This window comes from Burkholderia sp. BCC1972, assembly GCF_905339605.1.
Lineage (GTDB): Bacteria > Pseudomonadota > Gammaproteobacteria > Burkholderiales > Burkholderiaceae > Burkholderia.
In genome coordinates, this window is the sequence record NZ_CAJPGH010000022.1 from 1 (window position 1) to 13,976 (window position 13,976).

Below are 13,976 nucleotides of genomic sequence, written 5' to 3' on the forward strand. Positions count from 1 at the left end.
TTGACCTCGGTCGTGCAGTCGGTGAGGACCTGAAACTGGCCGTACCACTTCGAAACGTTCTTGATGGAAATCATCTTGTGACCTTTTTCTGGAGACCCTTGACGAGAGCAGACGCCAACGAGCAAATCACGAAATAGCATGCGCCGGCGAACAGGACCATCTCGACGGTCGTGCCGTCGCGATCGCCGATGTTGGCCGCCGTGCGGAAGAAGTCCGCGAGACTGATCACGTACACGAGCGACGTATCCTGGAACAGGACGATCGCCTGCGTGAGCAGCAGCGGCACCATCGCGCGGAACGCCTGCGGCAGGATCACGAGGCGCATCGCCTGCGCGTAGTTCATGCCGAGCGCGAACGCGGCGTTCACCTGCCCGCGCGGCACCGCCTGGATGCCGGCGCGGATGATCTCGGAATAATACGCGGCTTCGAACAGCGAGAACGCGACCATCGCCGACGCGAGGCGGATGTCGATCGTCGGCGACAGCCCGAGCACGCCCTGCAGCACCTGCGGCACGATCAGGAAGAACCACAGCAGCACCATCACGAGCGGGATCGAGCGGAACACCGTCACGTACGCCTTCGCGAACCACGCGAGCGGCTTGACGCCCGACAGCCGCAGCAGCGCCAGCAGCGTGCCCCAGACGATCCCGACCACGATCGCGATCAGCGTGATCTTGAACGTGACGACCGCCCCCGACCACAGCGTCGGCAGCGCGCCGGGAATACTACTCCAGTCGAACTGATGCATCACTTGCCTCCGATATAGCCGGGCAGCCGCGTGCGGCCTTCGATCCAGCGCATGAACGCCATCACGACGAGGTTGATGATCACGTACGCGAGCGTGACCGCGATGAACGACTCATAGGTCTGCGCGGTGTAGTCGACGAGCTGGCGCGCCTGCGCGGACAGGTCGAGCAGGCCGATCGTCGACGCGACGGCGGAGTTCTTGAAGATGTTCAGGAATTCCGACGTGAGCGGCGGCACGATGATCCGGTAGGCGACGGGCAGCAGCACGTAGCGATACGTCTGCCATTGCGTGAAACCCATCGCGAGGCCGGCCGCGCGCTGGCCCTTCGGCAGCGCGTTGATCCCCGAGCGCACCTGTTCGCACACGCGCGCGCCCGTGAACAGCCCGAGACAGATGATCGACGCGGTGAAGAACTGCGTGGTCGGCGGCAACTGCTTGATCCACGTGCCGATCGATGCGGGCAGCAGCTCGGGTATCACGAGATACCAGACGAAGAACTGCACGATCAGCGGAATGTTCCGGAAGATCGACACGTACACGGTGCCGATCGCGGACAGCCATTTGTTCGGCACCGTGCGCAGCACGCCGAACAGCGATCCGACGATCAGCGCGATGACCCAGGCGACGAGCGACACTTCGATCGTCACCCAGAAGCCGGACATCAGCCATCCGAAATAAGTCGTCGGCTCGCCGGTCGACACGGGGCTCAGGAAGATGCCCCAGTTCCAGTGGTAAGACATGGGCAAGACTCCAGCAAAAAGAGACGGAAGAAGCGTGGCTCCTTCCGTCTCATTAGCGTCATTTCTGCATCAACGGCCTTGTGGTCAGTCGAGTGCCTTGTCGTTCGGGTTCGCGTACAGCTTCTTCATCGAATCGGACAGCGGGAAGTTCAGGTTCAGCCCCTTCGGCGGGATCGGGTTCTCGAACCACTTCGCGTAGATCTTCGCGGCTTCGCCCGACTTCTCGACTTGCGAGATCGCGTCGTCGACGACCTTCTTGAAGTCGGCGTCGCCCTTGCGCATCATGCAGCCGTAGGCTTCTTCCGATTGCGGCGTGCCGACGATCACCCATTCGCCCGGCTGCTTCGCCTTCGCGCGCTCGCCCGCGAGCAGCGCGTCGTCCATCATGAACGCGACCGCGCGGCCCGATTCCAGCGTGTTGAAGGAATCACCGTGATCCTTCGCGCTGATGATGTTCATGCCGAGCTGCTTGTCGTTGTTCATCTTGCGCAGCAGGCGCTCCGACGTCGTGCCGGCAGTCGTCACGACCGTCTTGCCCTTCAGGTCGGCGAAATCCTTGACGCCCGAATCCTTCTTCGTCATCAGGCGCGTGCCGATCACGAAGATCGTGTCGGAGAATGCAGCCTGCTGCTGGCGCTCGAGATTGTTGGTCGTCGAGCCGCACTCGATGTCGACCGTGCCGTTCTGCACCAGCGGGATGCGGTTCTGCGACGTGACGGGGATGTTCTTCACCTGCAGGTTCGGCAGGCTCAGCTTCTTCTTCACCGCGTCGACCACCTTCAGCTGGAACTCGCGCGAATAGCCGACCACCTGCTGGTTCTGGTCATAGTAGGAGAACGGAATCGACGATTCGCGGTGGCCCAGCGCGATCACGCCCGTGTCCTTGATCTTCTTCAGCGTGCCCGTCTCCTGAGCATGCGCGCCGCTTGCGAACGCGCAGAGCGCCGCGACCATCAGGACTGCCTTGTGGTATTTCATTTTGGTCATCTCCTTGGCTAAAACCCGCGCCAGTGTATCAAAGTAATATTTTTGAAAGTACTGGTTGTTTACCGCACTACGAATCGCCCTGTACGAAGCCGTCCTCCCGGCTTCCGGCACCCCGAATGCGCGCGCGGGCGATGCCGGATCCGGCACCGCCCGCGAGGGTTCATTTCCGCAATCGGATGGATTGCGTCATGAATTGATCATCGTCGATGATCAGGGACGCCCGGTTAGGGGTAGAGGCCGCGCATTTCGCGCGCCATCAGGATGCGCTTGCACGCGACGATGAACGCCGCCGTACGCACCGTCACCTTGTGCTCTTCCGCGACCGCCCACACGCCGGCGAACGCTTCGCGCATCACGCGCTCGAGACGGTGGTTGATCTCGTCTTCCGTCCAGAAGAAGCTCGAGAAATCCTGCACCCACTCGAAGTACGACACGGTCACGCCACCCGCGTTCGCGATCACGTCGGGGATCACGAGCACGCCGTTCGCGCTCAGGATGTCGTCCGCCGCCGTCGTCGTCGGGCCGTTCGCGCCTTCGACGATGATCTTCGTGCGGATCTTCGCCGCGTTCTTCTCGGTGATCTGGTTTTCCAGTGCCGCCGGGATCAGGATGTCGGTCTCGACCGTCCAGAACTCGTCGTTCGGCATCGGCTCCGCGCCTTCGAAGCCCGCGACACCGCCCGTGCGGGCGACGTGGTCGAGCAGCTTGTTCGAATCGAGGCCGCCCGGCTGGTAGATCGTGCCCGTGTGATCCTGCACCGCGATCACCTTCGCACCGGCTTCCTGGAACAGCTTCGCCGCGATGCCGCCGACGTTGCCGAAGCCTTGCACCGCGATGCGCGCGCCTTCGATTTCCAGTCCCTTCTTCTTCGCCGCTTCGGAGCCGACGACGAACACGCCGCGGCCCGTTGCTTCCTTGCGGCCGAGCGAACCGCCGAGCGCGATCGGCTTGCCGGTCACGACGCCGGTCGACGTCTGGCCCTGGTTCATCGAGTACGTGTCCATCATCCACGCCATCACCTGTTCGTTGGTGTTGACGTCCGGTGCCGGAATGTCGGTGTTCGGGCCGATGATGATGCCGATTTCGCTGGTGTAGCGGCGCGTGACGCGCTCGAGCTCACCACGCGACAGCTTGCGCGGGTCGACGCGGATGCCGCCCTTCGCGCCGCCGTACGGCACGTTCACTGCTGCGTTCTTCACGGACATCCATGCCGACAGCGCCATCACTTCCGACAGCGTCACGTCCTGGTGGTAGCGTACGCCGCCCTTGCCCGGGCCGCGCGACACGTTGTGCTGCACGCGATAGCCTTCGAAGTGCGCGACGGTACCGTTGTCGAGCTCGATGGGGCAGTCGACGATCAGGATGCGCTTCGGACGCTTCAGCGTTTCGAGCCAGCGCGACAGCGAACCGAGGTACGGCGCGACGCGATCGACCTGCTGGAGGTAGTTGCCCCACGGGCCGAGATCGTCGGCGTGCAGGTAGGACGGGATGGACTGCTGTTGCGAAGACATGGATGCTCCAACGTTCAACGAAGTGCGCACATTGTCGAAAAACCCGTTTTTTTTATCCAATGCCGTTTGCTTATTCGATTATGCGTTTCTTGCATGATCGCGATTTTTCGCAAATCTGCGGTCGATTTGCGCAAGAACGCCCGCGATCGGCCGTGCATCGCGTCGGCGAAAAATCGAATGGAATGCGCGCGGGCCGCCCACCGGACAGCCGTCCGACAGGCGCCGCAAGCGCGCCGTCAGCCGGCCGCGCACGACCGGCCGCGGAAAATTAACCGCCGGCGGTTAATGCGTGGTGTCGCGCAGCTCGTCGCGCACGACGTCCCACAGCGCACGCACGAGCTTCTGGCGCGGATCGTCGCCCTGCAGCGCGAGCTTGTCGCAGTACAGCCGGATTTCCATTGTCAGCGTGAACGGATGCGCGCCGCCGCGCACCGAGCGGTCGAGCCGGATCAGGCGGCCGCCCGCGACCGCATCCTCGACCGCGCTGTGCGGCAGGAACGCGACGCCGTGGCCCGCGAGCGCCATCGCCTTCAGCCCTTCGGCCATGTCGGTTTCGTAGACGCGATCGAGGAACAGCCGCGTCGGCGCGTTCGCGATGATGACTTCGGTCATCCGGCCGAGATACGCGTTCGGCGTATACGACAGGTACGGCACGCGCGCATCGGCCGCGCCGGGCAGCGTATAGCGCGGCCGGCCCGCGCGGCCGGGCGCCGAGAACGGGCTGATCGGCTCGCTGCCGAGGATCAGCATGTCGTAGCGCGCCGGGTCGAGCGCGACGGGGTGGCTCGGGTGGTGGTAGCCCATCACGAGATCGCAGCCGCCCTCGACGAGCGACAGCACCGCGTCGTGCACGTTCAGCGCGCGCAGCCGCGTGTGGACCTGGCCCATCTTCGCCTCGATCCGCTGCAGCCAGCGCGGGAAATATGTGAGCGACAGCGTGTGCGGCACCGCGAACTCGATCGTCGGCACCGGCGCGCCGACGTGGCCGCGCAGCAGCGTGCGCGCCTCGTGCGCCTGCGACAGCATCGTCAGCGCCTGCTCGTAGAAGATCTGGCCGGCCTGCGTGAGCCGCGTCGGATAGACCGAACGGTCGATCAGTTCGGTCGCGAGCCATGCTTCCAGCGCCTGGATCCGCCGCGAAAACGCCGGCTGCGACACGTGCCGCAGTTCGGCGGAGCGGCTAAAGCTGCGCGTTTCCGCGAGCGAGACGAAGTCTTCGAGCCATTTCAGTTCCATGCAGGCGGGCGCGGCGGGCGGCGGTCGGGAAGAAGCCTGCATTCTACCGGCGGGCGGGCCCGGCGGGCGGCGTCGCGCACGGCCCGGCGCGCCTGCGCGGGCGAGCGCCGGCACGCCATTCGCGCGCCGCCCGAGCCTCGCTCGCCCGTGGCGGCCACGGCCGGACCGGTTCGGTCGGGATCGCCGCGCGCCAATGGTAAAATGCCGGATTCTCCCCCCTCGCTCGACCCGGCCCCAAGGCCCGCCCGATCATGTCCGACACTCGTCCCGATACGCTTTTCGCCCTCACCGCGCTCTCGCCCATCGACGGCCGCTACGCCAGCAAGACCGAAGCGCTGCGCGACTGGCTCTCCGAAGCCGCCTTCATGCGCCACCGCGTCACCGTCGAGGTGCACTGGCTGATCGCGCTGTCGCGCGCCGGCTTCGCGGAAGTCCCGCGCTTCTCCGATGCGTCCGAGCAGTTCCTGCTGCAGCTCGCCGAGCGCTTCACCGCGCACGATGCCGCCCGCATCAAGGAAATCGAGCGCGTGACGAACCACGACGTGAAGGCCGTCGAATACTGGCTGAAGGAATCCGTGAAGGGCCAGGCCGAACTCGAGAAGGCCAGCGAATTCATCCACTTCGCGTGCACGTCCGAGGACATCAACAACACGTCGCACGGGATGATGCTCGCCGGCGCGCGCGAACACGTGATCCTGCCGGCGCTGCGCACGGTCTACCAGCGCCTCGTCGCGCTCGCGCACGCGCACGCCGAGCAGCCGATGCTGTCGCGCACGCACGGCCAGCCGGCCAGCCCGACGACGCTCGGCAAGGAACTCGCGAACGTCGCCGCGCGTCTCGCCCGTGCGATCACGCGCATCGAGAAGGTCGAGATCCTCGGCAAGATGAACGGCGCGGTCGGCAACTTCAACGCGCACCTGTCCGCGTATCCGGAATTTGACTGGGAAGCGTTCTCGCGCGACGTGATCGAAAACCGCCTGAAGCTCACGTTCAACCCGTACACGATCCAGATCGAGCCGCACGACTACATGGCCGAGCTGTTCGACGCCGTCGCACGCGCGAACACGATCCTGCTCGACCTCGACCGCGACGTGTGGGGCTACATCTCGGTCGGCTACTTCAAGCAGAAGACGAAGGCCGGCGAAATCGGCTCGTCGACGATGCCGCACAAGGTCAATCCGATCGACTTCGAGAACTCGGAAGGCAACCTCGGCCTCGCGAACGCGACGCTGCGCCACCTCGCTGACAAGCTGCCGGTGTCGCGCTGGCAGCGCGACCTGACCGACTCGACGGTGCTGCGCAACATGGGCGTCGCGCTCGGCTACTCGCTGCTCGCGTACGATTCGCTGATCCGCGGCCTCGACAAGCTCGAAGTGAACCCGCAGCGCCTGAACGAAGATCTCGACAACTGCTGGGAAGTGCTGGCCGAGCCGGTGCAGACGGTGATGCGCCGCTACGGCATCGAGAACCCGTACGAGCAGCTGAAGGAACTGACGCGCGGCAAGGGCATCACGCGCGAAGCGCTGCAGGAATTCGTCGGCACGCTCGCGATCCCGCAGGACGCGAAGGATCTCCTGCTCGCGATGACGCCCGCGTCGTACATCGGCAAGGCCGTCGAACTCGCGAAGCGGATCGCGTAAGCACCGCCGTCCCAGCACGTAAAAAAAGCCCGATGCGAGCGATCGCATCGGGCTTTTTGTTGCCTGCCTCAGCCGGTCAGAACGAAATCATCCGGCCCGGGTTGAGCGCGCTCATCACGCTCATCGCGGCCTTCGCGGCGGGAATCGCGATCGGCGACAACTGCCGGCCGAGCGGAATCGCGCGGTGATCGATGCCCGTGAGCATCGAGAAATCGTCGTTGCGACCGACGAAATCGTCGCAGATCGCCTTGCCGATCCGCACCGTCTGCGCGACGCCGTGGCCGCTCCAGCCCTGCACCATGTACATCGGCACGCGGCCGTCGGTCTTGCGGCTGTCGGTGGCGCCGTTCAGCGTGAAATCGCTGACGCCGCTCCAGCAGTAGTCGAGCGCGAAGCAGCCGTCGGCCTGCGGAAACACCGTGTTCAGCCGCGTCAGCAGGTACGCGTTGACGTCGGGCTGCGCCCAGCAGCTGCCGGTACCCTGCCCGCCGAACAGCAGCCGGTTGCCGCGCACCGGCCGGTAGTAGTCGATCTGGAACTGCGTGTCGTACACGGGCATGCCGGCCGGCATCAGCGTCGCGACATCGACGTCGAGCGGCGCCGTCACGCTCACGTACGTGAAGAACGGCACCGTGGTCGCCGTGCCGTCGTCGAGCAGCCGGAACGTCGTGTTGTGCAACGCCAGCACGACGCCCTTGCGCGCGGTGATCGTGCCGCCCGGCGTCGTCGCGACGACGCCCGCCGGCGTCTCGTCGAGTTCGAGCACCTCGGTGCCCTCGAACAGCGCGCCGCCGTTCAGCCGGAAGCCGTGCACGAGGCCGCGCACCAGCGCGAGCGGATGGATCTGGCCGCCGAGCGCGTCGATCGCCGCGCCGTGATAAAGCCCCGAGCGCACGTATTCGTCGTGCAACTGATGGCGGCCGACGAGCGTCACGCCCGCGTCGCCGAGATGGCGGCGCGCATCCGCGCCGTCGAGCAGCGCGCTCATGTGGCCCGGGTGAACGGCCGCCGTGACGTGGCCGCGCTTGCGGTCGAGCTCGAGCGCGTAGCGCGCGCCGATCGCATCGATCAGGTCCATCGATTCGGTCGACGCGAAGCGCCACAGCCGCTTCGCGTCGTCGTGCGACAGGTGGTCGATCATGTCGGCCGCTTCCCAGCGCGCGAGGCCGGGCGTCAGTTGCCCGCCGTTGCGGCCGGACGCAGCCGAGCCGACGTGATGCTTGTCGACGAGGATCGTGTCGACGCCCGCTTCCGCGAGATGCAGCGCGGCCGATGCGCCGAGCAGCCCCGCACCGATTACGAGCACGTCGCACACGGCGTCGTGCGCAAGCGGCGCGCCGTTCGCGTGGCGCGACAGCGACGCCTCGTACCAGTTGGCCGGACGCTCGCCGTCGTAGCGGGCCGGGTCGCACCAGTTCCAGTTGTCCTGCTCGATATTCAGTTGCGTGGGTTCGAAACGCGATTCGCCCTGGATCAGGGGTTTGTTGTTGGAAGTCATGATTGCACTTGCATGGTCTTGGGCCGCCTGTCGAAGAGCCGTGAGGCTTCGCGGGTGGGGCAGCCGGTTCCACTTGGGTGTCAACGAGATAAAGGGCGCGATGGCCCGTGTTGACGGCAGGCACGCTCGTGTCTGCCTGGATCCCGGACCGTGCGAAAGCACGCATTGAAAGGTGCCGGGACACCCAATTTCTACACCGCAGAAATAATTCTACAGTGTAGAATAAGCTTTCGTCAAGTTTACAGCCGGCGCCGCGCCGGCATGCCGGCCCGCCTCGATGAAAGACAAACCTGCCCAGGGCCCGCGCGGCCTCGACAAGGACGCGATCGTCGCGGCCGCGCTCGCGCTGCTCGAAGACGTCGGCGAAGCCGCGTTCAGCGTGCGCAAGCTCGCGCAGTCGGTCGGCTGCGACCCGATGAGCGTGCTGTACCACTTCAAGTCGAAGGACGGCCTGAGCCGCGCGATCGCGAACGCGCTGTCGCGCTCGCTCGTGCCGGTCGATCCTTCACTGCCATGGCGCGAGCGGCTGCGCGACCTCGCGCGCCAGTACCGCGCACTCGCGCTGCGCTACCCTGCCGCGTTCGCTCTGCTGCAACGGCACATGAGTACCGGGCCGGCCGATCTAGCGCATATCGAGGCCGTGCATCGCGCGCTGACCGACGCCGGCATCCCGCGCGCGGCGCTGCCGTCGGTGTGCGTCGGCTGGTATGCAAGCGTGATCGGCCTGGCCGCCGCCGAAGCCGGCGGCCTCACGCGTGCCGCGAACGACGTCGAGCTCGCGGAGATGAACGCACTGTCCGACACCGAGCATCCGCTCGTCCGATCGGCCGCGCCGCTCTATGCGCAGCTCGACCCGGCGGCCGTGCACGACACGATGCTCGACGTGCTGCTCGACGGCATCGCGCAACGCGTGCACGCGGCCTGACCGGCTGGGTTCCCGCCAACGAAAAAGGCGCCCCGAGGGGCGCCTTCTTCATGACGATTGCCGCGAGCCGCGCTCAGTGCTGCTGCGCGGTGCCGATCTTCAGCATGACCTGATCGACGATCTGCTCGGGCGTCAGCTCGATGCTGACCTCGATCGCTTCGTCCGGGCCCGGCTCCTCGAGCGTGTCGAGCTGGCTCTTCAGCAGCGACGGATCGAAGAAATGGCCGGTGCGGCTCTTCAGGCGCTCGTGCAACACCTCGAACGAACCCTTCAGATACACGAACCGCACGTCGGTGTCGGTGCCGCGCAGCACGTCGCGGTACGACCGCTTCAGCGACGAGCACGTGAACACGGCCGTTTCGCCGGCACGCTGCTTTTCCTCGATGGCCGCGCGGATCGTGCGCAGCCACGGCCAGCGGTCGTCGTCGGTCAGCGGAATGCCGTTGTGCATCTTCTCCTTGTTCGCCGCGCTGTGAAACGCGTCGCCATCGGTATAGCTGCACGACAGGCGTTCCGCCAGCATTTCGCCGATCAGCGACTTGCCTGCGCCCGACACGCCCATTGCGATCAGAATCATTGACTACCCCTTGTTACAAAACCACGCTCAGCAGCAGCGTAAAGCCCAGACCAAGCACTGAAATGATGGTTTCGAGCAACGACCAGGTCTTGAACGTCTGGCCGACCGTCATCCCGAAATATTCCTTGATCAGCCAGAAGCCGCCGTCGTTCACGTGCGAGAAGATCAGCGAGCCCGAGCCCGTCGCGAGCACCAGCAGCTCCGGCCGAACCGCCGCGCCCGACGCCGCCGCGATCGGCGCGACGATGCCGCAGGCCGTCGTCATCGCGACCGTCGCCGAACCCGTCGCGAGACGCATCAGCGCCGCGACGAACCAGCCGAGCAGCAGCGGCGACAGGTGCGCGTGCTTCGCGGTCTCGACGATCTGCTGCGAGATCCCGCTGTCGCGCAGGACGCCGCCGAAGCCGCCGCCCGCGCCGACGATCAGCGTGATCCCGGCGATCGGCGCCAGGCACTCGCTGCAGAACTTCTGGATCTGGTCGCGGTTGAAACCCTGCAGCTTGCCGAACGTGAAGAAGCTCACGAGCACGGCGATCAGCAGCGCGACGTCCGAGTTGCCGGCGAAGCGCAGCAGGTTGTTCGGCAGCGACTTCGGCGTGAACACCAGGTCGGCCCAGCTGCCGACGAGCATCAGCACGACGGGCAGCAGGATCGTGAACAGCGTGATGCCGAAGCTCGGCAGTTCGCGCTTGCTGCCATCCGCACGCGAATCGACGAACTGCGCGGCGAGCGGGTTGTTTTCCGGCAGCTTCACGAACTTCGAGATCGTCAGCGCGAACAGCGGGCCCGCGATGATCGCGGTCGGCACGCCGACGAGCAGGCCGAACGCGATCGTCTTGCCGATATCGGCGCCGTATTGCTGGACGGCCAGCAGCGCGGCCGGGTGCGGCGGGATCAGGCCGTGCACGACGGACAGGCCGGCCACCATCGGCAGGCCGACGACGAGCAGCGACTTGCCGGTGCGCTTCGCGACGTTGAATGCGATCGGGATCAGCAGCACGAAGCCGACTTCGAAGAACACCGGCAGGCCGACGATGATCGCGACGAACATCATCGCCCAGTGGATGTTCTTTTCACCGAACCAGTCGATCAGCGTGGTCGCGATCCGTTCGGCGCCGCCCGATTCGGCCATCATCTTGCCGAGCATCGTGCCGAGGCCGACGACGATCGCGATGTGGCCGAGCGTGCCGCCGGTGCCCGTCTCGAACGACTTGACGATCTTGTCCATCGGCATGCCGACGACGAGACCGAGGCCGAGCGACACGATGATCAGCACCAGGAACGGGTAGATCTTGAAGCGCGCGATCATCAGGATCAGCGCGGCAATCGCGATCAGCGTGAATACGAGCAGCATGCTGCCTTGGACAGCCCCCATGTGGCACTCCTCCTAGAATTGTTCGAACCGGGCGAGTTGTAGCGAGTATGCCCGGCTATGCAGGTCTCCGAAACACGGGGGGTACCCACCCCGTCAGGACGCTGAATTTTACTTATCTTTGCGGCCTGCGGATAGAACCGGTTCCATCAGCAAAAACCCTCGGAAAAACAAGCACTAACGCTTGTTCCCGAGGGTCGATTCTTCATTTCATACAAGTATTAACGGGGCAACTGGCTCGCGGCTTGCGCGAGGCGCGTGACTTCGGCCCAGTCCTGCGCGGCGAGCGCGGCCTTCGGCGTGAGCCACGAGCCGCCGACGCACACGACGTTCGGCAGTTTCAGGAAATTCGGCGCGGTGTCGACCGTGATGCCGCCGGTCGGGCAGAACTTCAGCGCCGGGAACGGGCCGTGGAACGCCTGCAGCATCGGCACGCCGCCCGCCTGCTGCGCGGGGAAGAACTTCACGATCTCGTAGCCGAATTCGAGTGCCTGGATGATGTCGCTCGGCGTCATCACGCCCGGCAGCAGCGGCAGGCCCGCGTCGAGCGCCGCGAGGTGCAGTTCCTTCGTCAGGCCCGGCGACACGCCGAACGTGGCGCCCGCGCGCTTCGCCTGCGCGCAGTGCTCGGGCTTCGTGATCGTGCCGACGCCGACGACGATGTCGTCCGCGAGCTGGCTCGCGCGCTGGATCGCCTCCAGGCCGGCCGGCGTGCGCAGCGTGATCTCGAGCACCTTCACGCCGCCCGCGTGCAACGCGCGCGACACGTTTTCACCCTGCTCGACCGAGTCGAACGCGAGCACCGGAATGACCGGGCCCAGCTTCACGATTTCAGCAATCGTCTTCATTGAATTGGCTCCTTGAAATTCATGCGGCGACGTGGGCGGCCGTTTCGCCGACCAGCGTCCCGAAAACCGATGCGCCCTGCTCGGCCGGCGCTGCGGCCGCGCGGAACACGCCGAACAGTTCGCGCCCGAACCCGACCTCGTTCTCGGCCTGGTGCTGCGGCTGCGCGACCGGGCGCGCACGCCACTCGGCGTCGTCGACCTCGATGTCGAGCACGCCGGCTTCCGCGTCGATCACGAGCGTATCGCCCGTCTTCACCTTGCCGAGCGGGCCGGCCAGCAGCGCTTCCGGCGATACGTGGATCACGGCCGGCACCTTGCCCGACGCGCCCGACATGCGGCCGTCGGTAACCAGCGCGACATGGAAGCCCTGATCCTGCAGCACGCCGAGCAGCGGCGTCAAACGGTGCAGCTCGGGCATCCCGTTCGCACGCGCGCCCTGGAAGCGCACGACCGCGACGAAATCGCGCTTCAGCTCGCCACGATCGAACGCTTCCTGCACGGCTTCCTGCGAGTCGAACACGATCGCCGGCGCCGTCACCTTGCGGTGCTCGGGCGCGACCGCCGAGATCTTGATCACGCCGCGGCCGAGCCGGCCCTGCATCAGGCGCAGGCCGCCGTCCGGCTGGAACGGGTCGCGAATGCCGCGCAGCACCTTCGTGTCGTAGCTCTCGGCCGCGCCGTCGACCCACGTCAGCTTGCCGTCGATCAGCTTCGGCTCCTTCGTGTAGTGCGTGAGCCCCTTGCCGGCGACCGTCGTCACGTCCTCGTGCAGCAGCCCGCCTTCGAGCAGGTTGCGCACCAGGAACGCGACGCCGCCCGCCGCATGGAAATGGTTCACGTCGGCCTTGCCGTTCGGGTAGATCTTCGCGAGCAGCGGCACGACGGCCGACAGCTCGTCGAAGTCGTTCCAGTCGATCAGGATGCCGGCCGCGCGGGCGATCGCGACGAGGTGCAGCGTATGGTTGGTCGAGCCGCCCGTCGCGAGCAGCGCGACGATCCCGTTGACGATCGCCTTCTCGTCGATCACATGGCCGATCGGCGTGTAGTGGCCGCGCTCGACGGTCAGGTCGAGCACGCGGCGCGCGGCCTCGGCCGTCAGCGCAGTGCGCAGCGGCGTGTGCGGATGAACGAATGCCGAGCCCGGCAGGTGCAGCCCCATCAGCTCCATCAGCATCTGGTTGCTGTTCGCGGTGCCGTAGAACGTGCAGGTGCCGTGGCCGTGATACGCGGCCGATTCGGCTTCGAGCAGCGCGTCGCGGCCGACCTGGCCGGTCGCGAACTGCTGGCGGATCTTCGCCTTGTCGTCGTTCGACAGGCCGCTCGTCATCGGGCCGGCCGGCACGAAGATCGTCGGCAGGTGGCCGAACTGCAGCGCGCCGATCAGGAGGCCCGGCACGATCTTGTCGCAGATGCCGAGGCAGAGCGCCGCGTCGAACATGTTGTGAGTGAGCGCGATCGCCGTGCCCATCGCGATCGCTTCGCGCGAGAACAGCGACAGCTCCATCCCCGGGTTGCCCTGCGTGACGCCGTCGCACATCGCCGGCACGCCGCCCGCGAACTGGGCGACGCCGCCGTTCTCGCGCGCGGCGGCCTTGATGATCTCGGGGAAATCCTTGTACGGCGCATGCGCGGACAGCATCTCGTTGTACGAGGACACGATGCCGATGTTCGGCTCGCGGATCGCCTTGATCGAGAACTTGTCGTTGCCTTCGAGGCCCGCGAAGCCGTGCGCGAGGTTCGCACACGACAGCGCGCCGCGTGCCGGGAACTTGCCCTGCGCGCCGTCGATGCGCTGCAGATAGGCGGAACGGGTCGATTGGCTGCGGGCGATCACGCGTTCGGTGACCTTCGCCAGAGTGGGGTGCAGCGACGTCATGCTGGGCGCTCCTGTATG

General features: G+C 66.0%; 12 protein-coding genes. 2 read left to right on the plus strand and 10 right to left on the minus strand.

What is annotated here, in order from left to right:
* Positions 1-70: 70 nt before the first annotated feature.
* From gltK to U5798_RS26565, 5 genes are all read right to left on the minus strand, one after another.
* Positions 71-748 (minus strand): glutamate/aspartate ABC transporter permease GltK, encoded by a 678-nt coding sequence (gene gltK / locus U5798_RS26545; protein WP_006483854.1) that lies wholly within the window; start codon positions 746-748, stop codon positions 71-73.
* Positions 748-1,488 carry an amino acid ABC transporter permease gene (locus U5798_RS26550; RefSeq protein ID WP_027788374.1) on the minus strand — a complete coding sequence of 247 codons (741 nt, stop codon included), beginning with the start codon at positions 1,486-1,488 and terminating at the stop codon, positions 748-750. The genes gltK and U5798_RS26550 overlap by 1 nt, the downstream gene beginning before the upstream one ends.
* An 84-nt stretch (positions 1,489-1,572) precedes the next feature.
* Entirely contained in the window at positions 1,573-2,466 is an 894-nt protein-coding gene (locus U5798_RS26555; RefSeq protein ID WP_185658228.1) for a glutamate/aspartate ABC transporter substrate-binding protein, read from the minus strand.
* 233 nt (positions 2,467-2,699) lie between these two features.
* Positions 2,700-3,986: a Glu/Leu/Phe/Val family dehydrogenase gene (locus U5798_RS26560; RefSeq protein ID WP_124455393.1), complete on the minus strand. Its 1,287-nt coding sequence runs from the start codon at positions 3,984-3,986 to the stop codon at positions 2,700-2,702.
* Positions 3,987-4,268: 282 nt separating this feature from the next.
* Positions 4,269-5,222: a LysR substrate-binding domain-containing protein gene (locus tag U5798_RS26565; RefSeq protein ID WP_124455392.1), complete on the minus strand. Its 954-nt coding sequence runs from the start codon at positions 5,220-5,222 to the stop codon at positions 4,269-4,271.
* A gap of 251 nt (positions 5,223-5,473) precedes the next feature.
* Here U5798_RS26565 and purB point away from each other — a divergent pair, with 251 nt between their 5' ends.
* Complete coding sequence (gene purB / locus U5798_RS26570; RefSeq protein WP_124455391.1) at positions 5,474-6,862, plus strand: adenylosuccinate lyase; 1,389 nt, start codon at positions 5,474-5,476, stop codon at positions 6,860-6,862.
* A gap of 76 nt (positions 6,863-6,938) precedes the next feature.
* Here the strand turns inward: purB and U5798_RS26575 are convergent, their stop codons facing one another.
* Positions 6,939-8,360: an FAD-dependent oxidoreductase gene (locus U5798_RS26575; protein ID WP_322083747.1), complete on the minus strand. Its 1,422-nt coding sequence runs from the start codon at positions 8,358-8,360 to the stop codon at positions 6,939-6,941.
* 277 nt (positions 8,361-8,637) lie between these two features.
* Between U5798_RS26575 and U5798_RS26580 the strand changes: the two genes are divergently transcribed.
* Positions 8,638-9,285: a TetR/AcrR family transcriptional regulator gene (locus tag U5798_RS26580; protein ID WP_322083748.1), complete on the plus strand. Its 648-nt coding sequence runs from the start codon at positions 8,638-8,640 to the stop codon at positions 9,283-9,285.
* Between the two features lie 73 nt (positions 9,286-9,358).
* Here the strand turns inward: U5798_RS26580 and U5798_RS26585 are convergent, their stop codons facing one another.
* From U5798_RS26585 to edd, 4 genes are all read right to left on the minus strand, one after another.
* Complete coding sequence (locus U5798_RS26585; protein WP_322083749.1) at positions 9,359-9,862, minus strand: gluconokinase; 504 nt, start codon at positions 9,860-9,862, stop codon at positions 9,359-9,361.
* 13 nt (positions 9,863-9,875) lie between these two features.
* Positions 9,876-11,237 (minus strand): GntP family permease, encoded by a 1,362-nt coding sequence (locus U5798_RS26590; protein ID WP_124455387.1) that lies wholly within the window; start codon positions 11,235-11,237, stop codon positions 9,876-9,878.
* A 218-nt stretch (positions 11,238-11,455) separates the two neighbouring features.
* Positions 11,456-12,082: a bifunctional 4-hydroxy-2-oxoglutarate aldolase/2-dehydro-3-deoxy-phosphogluconate aldolase gene (gene eda, locus U5798_RS26595; protein WP_124455386.1), complete on the minus strand. Its 627-nt coding sequence runs from the start codon at positions 12,080-12,082 to the stop codon at positions 11,456-11,458.
* A gap of 19 nt (positions 12,083-12,101) precedes the next feature.
* Entirely contained in the window at positions 12,102-13,958 is a 1,857-nt protein-coding gene (edd, locus tag U5798_RS26600) for a phosphogluconate dehydratase (RefSeq protein ID WP_322083750.1), read from the minus strand.
* Positions 13,959-13,976: the final 18 nt, after the last annotated feature.

Coding starts and splice junctions, on each gene's coding strand:
- gltK (WP_006483854.1), bottom strand. CDS start 748: ATGCATCAGTTCGACTGGAGTAGTATTCCCGGCGCGCTGCCGACGCTG.
- U5798_RS26550 (WP_027788374.1), bottom strand. CDS start 1,488: ATGTCTTACCACTGGAACTGGGGCATCTTCCTGAGCCCCGTGTCGACC.
- U5798_RS26555 (WP_185658228.1), bottom strand. CDS start 2,466: ATGAAATACCACAAGGCAGTCCTGATGGTCGCGGCGCTCTGCGCGTTC.
- U5798_RS26560 (WP_124455393.1), bottom strand. CDS start 3,986: ATGTCTTCGCAACAGCAGTCCATCCCGTCCTACCTGCACGCCGACGAT.
- U5798_RS26565 (WP_124455392.1), bottom strand. CDS start 5,222: ATGGAACTGAAATGGCTCGAAGACTTCGTCTCGCTCGCGGAAACGCGC.
- purB (WP_124455391.1), top strand. CDS start 5,474: ATGTCCGACACTCGTCCCGATACGCTTTTCGCCCTCACCGCGCTCTCG.
- U5798_RS26575 (WP_322083747.1), bottom strand. CDS start 8,360: ATGACTTCCAACAACAAACCCCTGATCCAGGGCGAATCGCGTTTCGAA.
- U5798_RS26580 (WP_322083748.1), top strand. CDS start 8,638: ATGAAAGACAAACCTGCCCAGGGCCCGCGCGGCCTCGACAAGGACGCG.
- U5798_RS26585 (WP_322083749.1), bottom strand. CDS start 9,862: ATGATTCTGATCGCAATGGGCGTGTCGGGCGCAGGCAAGTCGCTGATC.
- U5798_RS26590 (WP_124455387.1), bottom strand. CDS start 11,237: ATGGGGGCTGTCCAAGGCAGCATGCTGCTCGTATTCACGCTGATCGCG.
- eda (WP_124455386.1), bottom strand. CDS start 12,082: ATGAAGACGATTGCTGAAATCGTGAAGCTGGGCCCGGTCATTCCGGTG.
- edd (WP_322083750.1), bottom strand. CDS start 13,958: ATGACGTCGCTGCACCCCACTCTGGCGAAGGTCACCGAACGCGTGATC.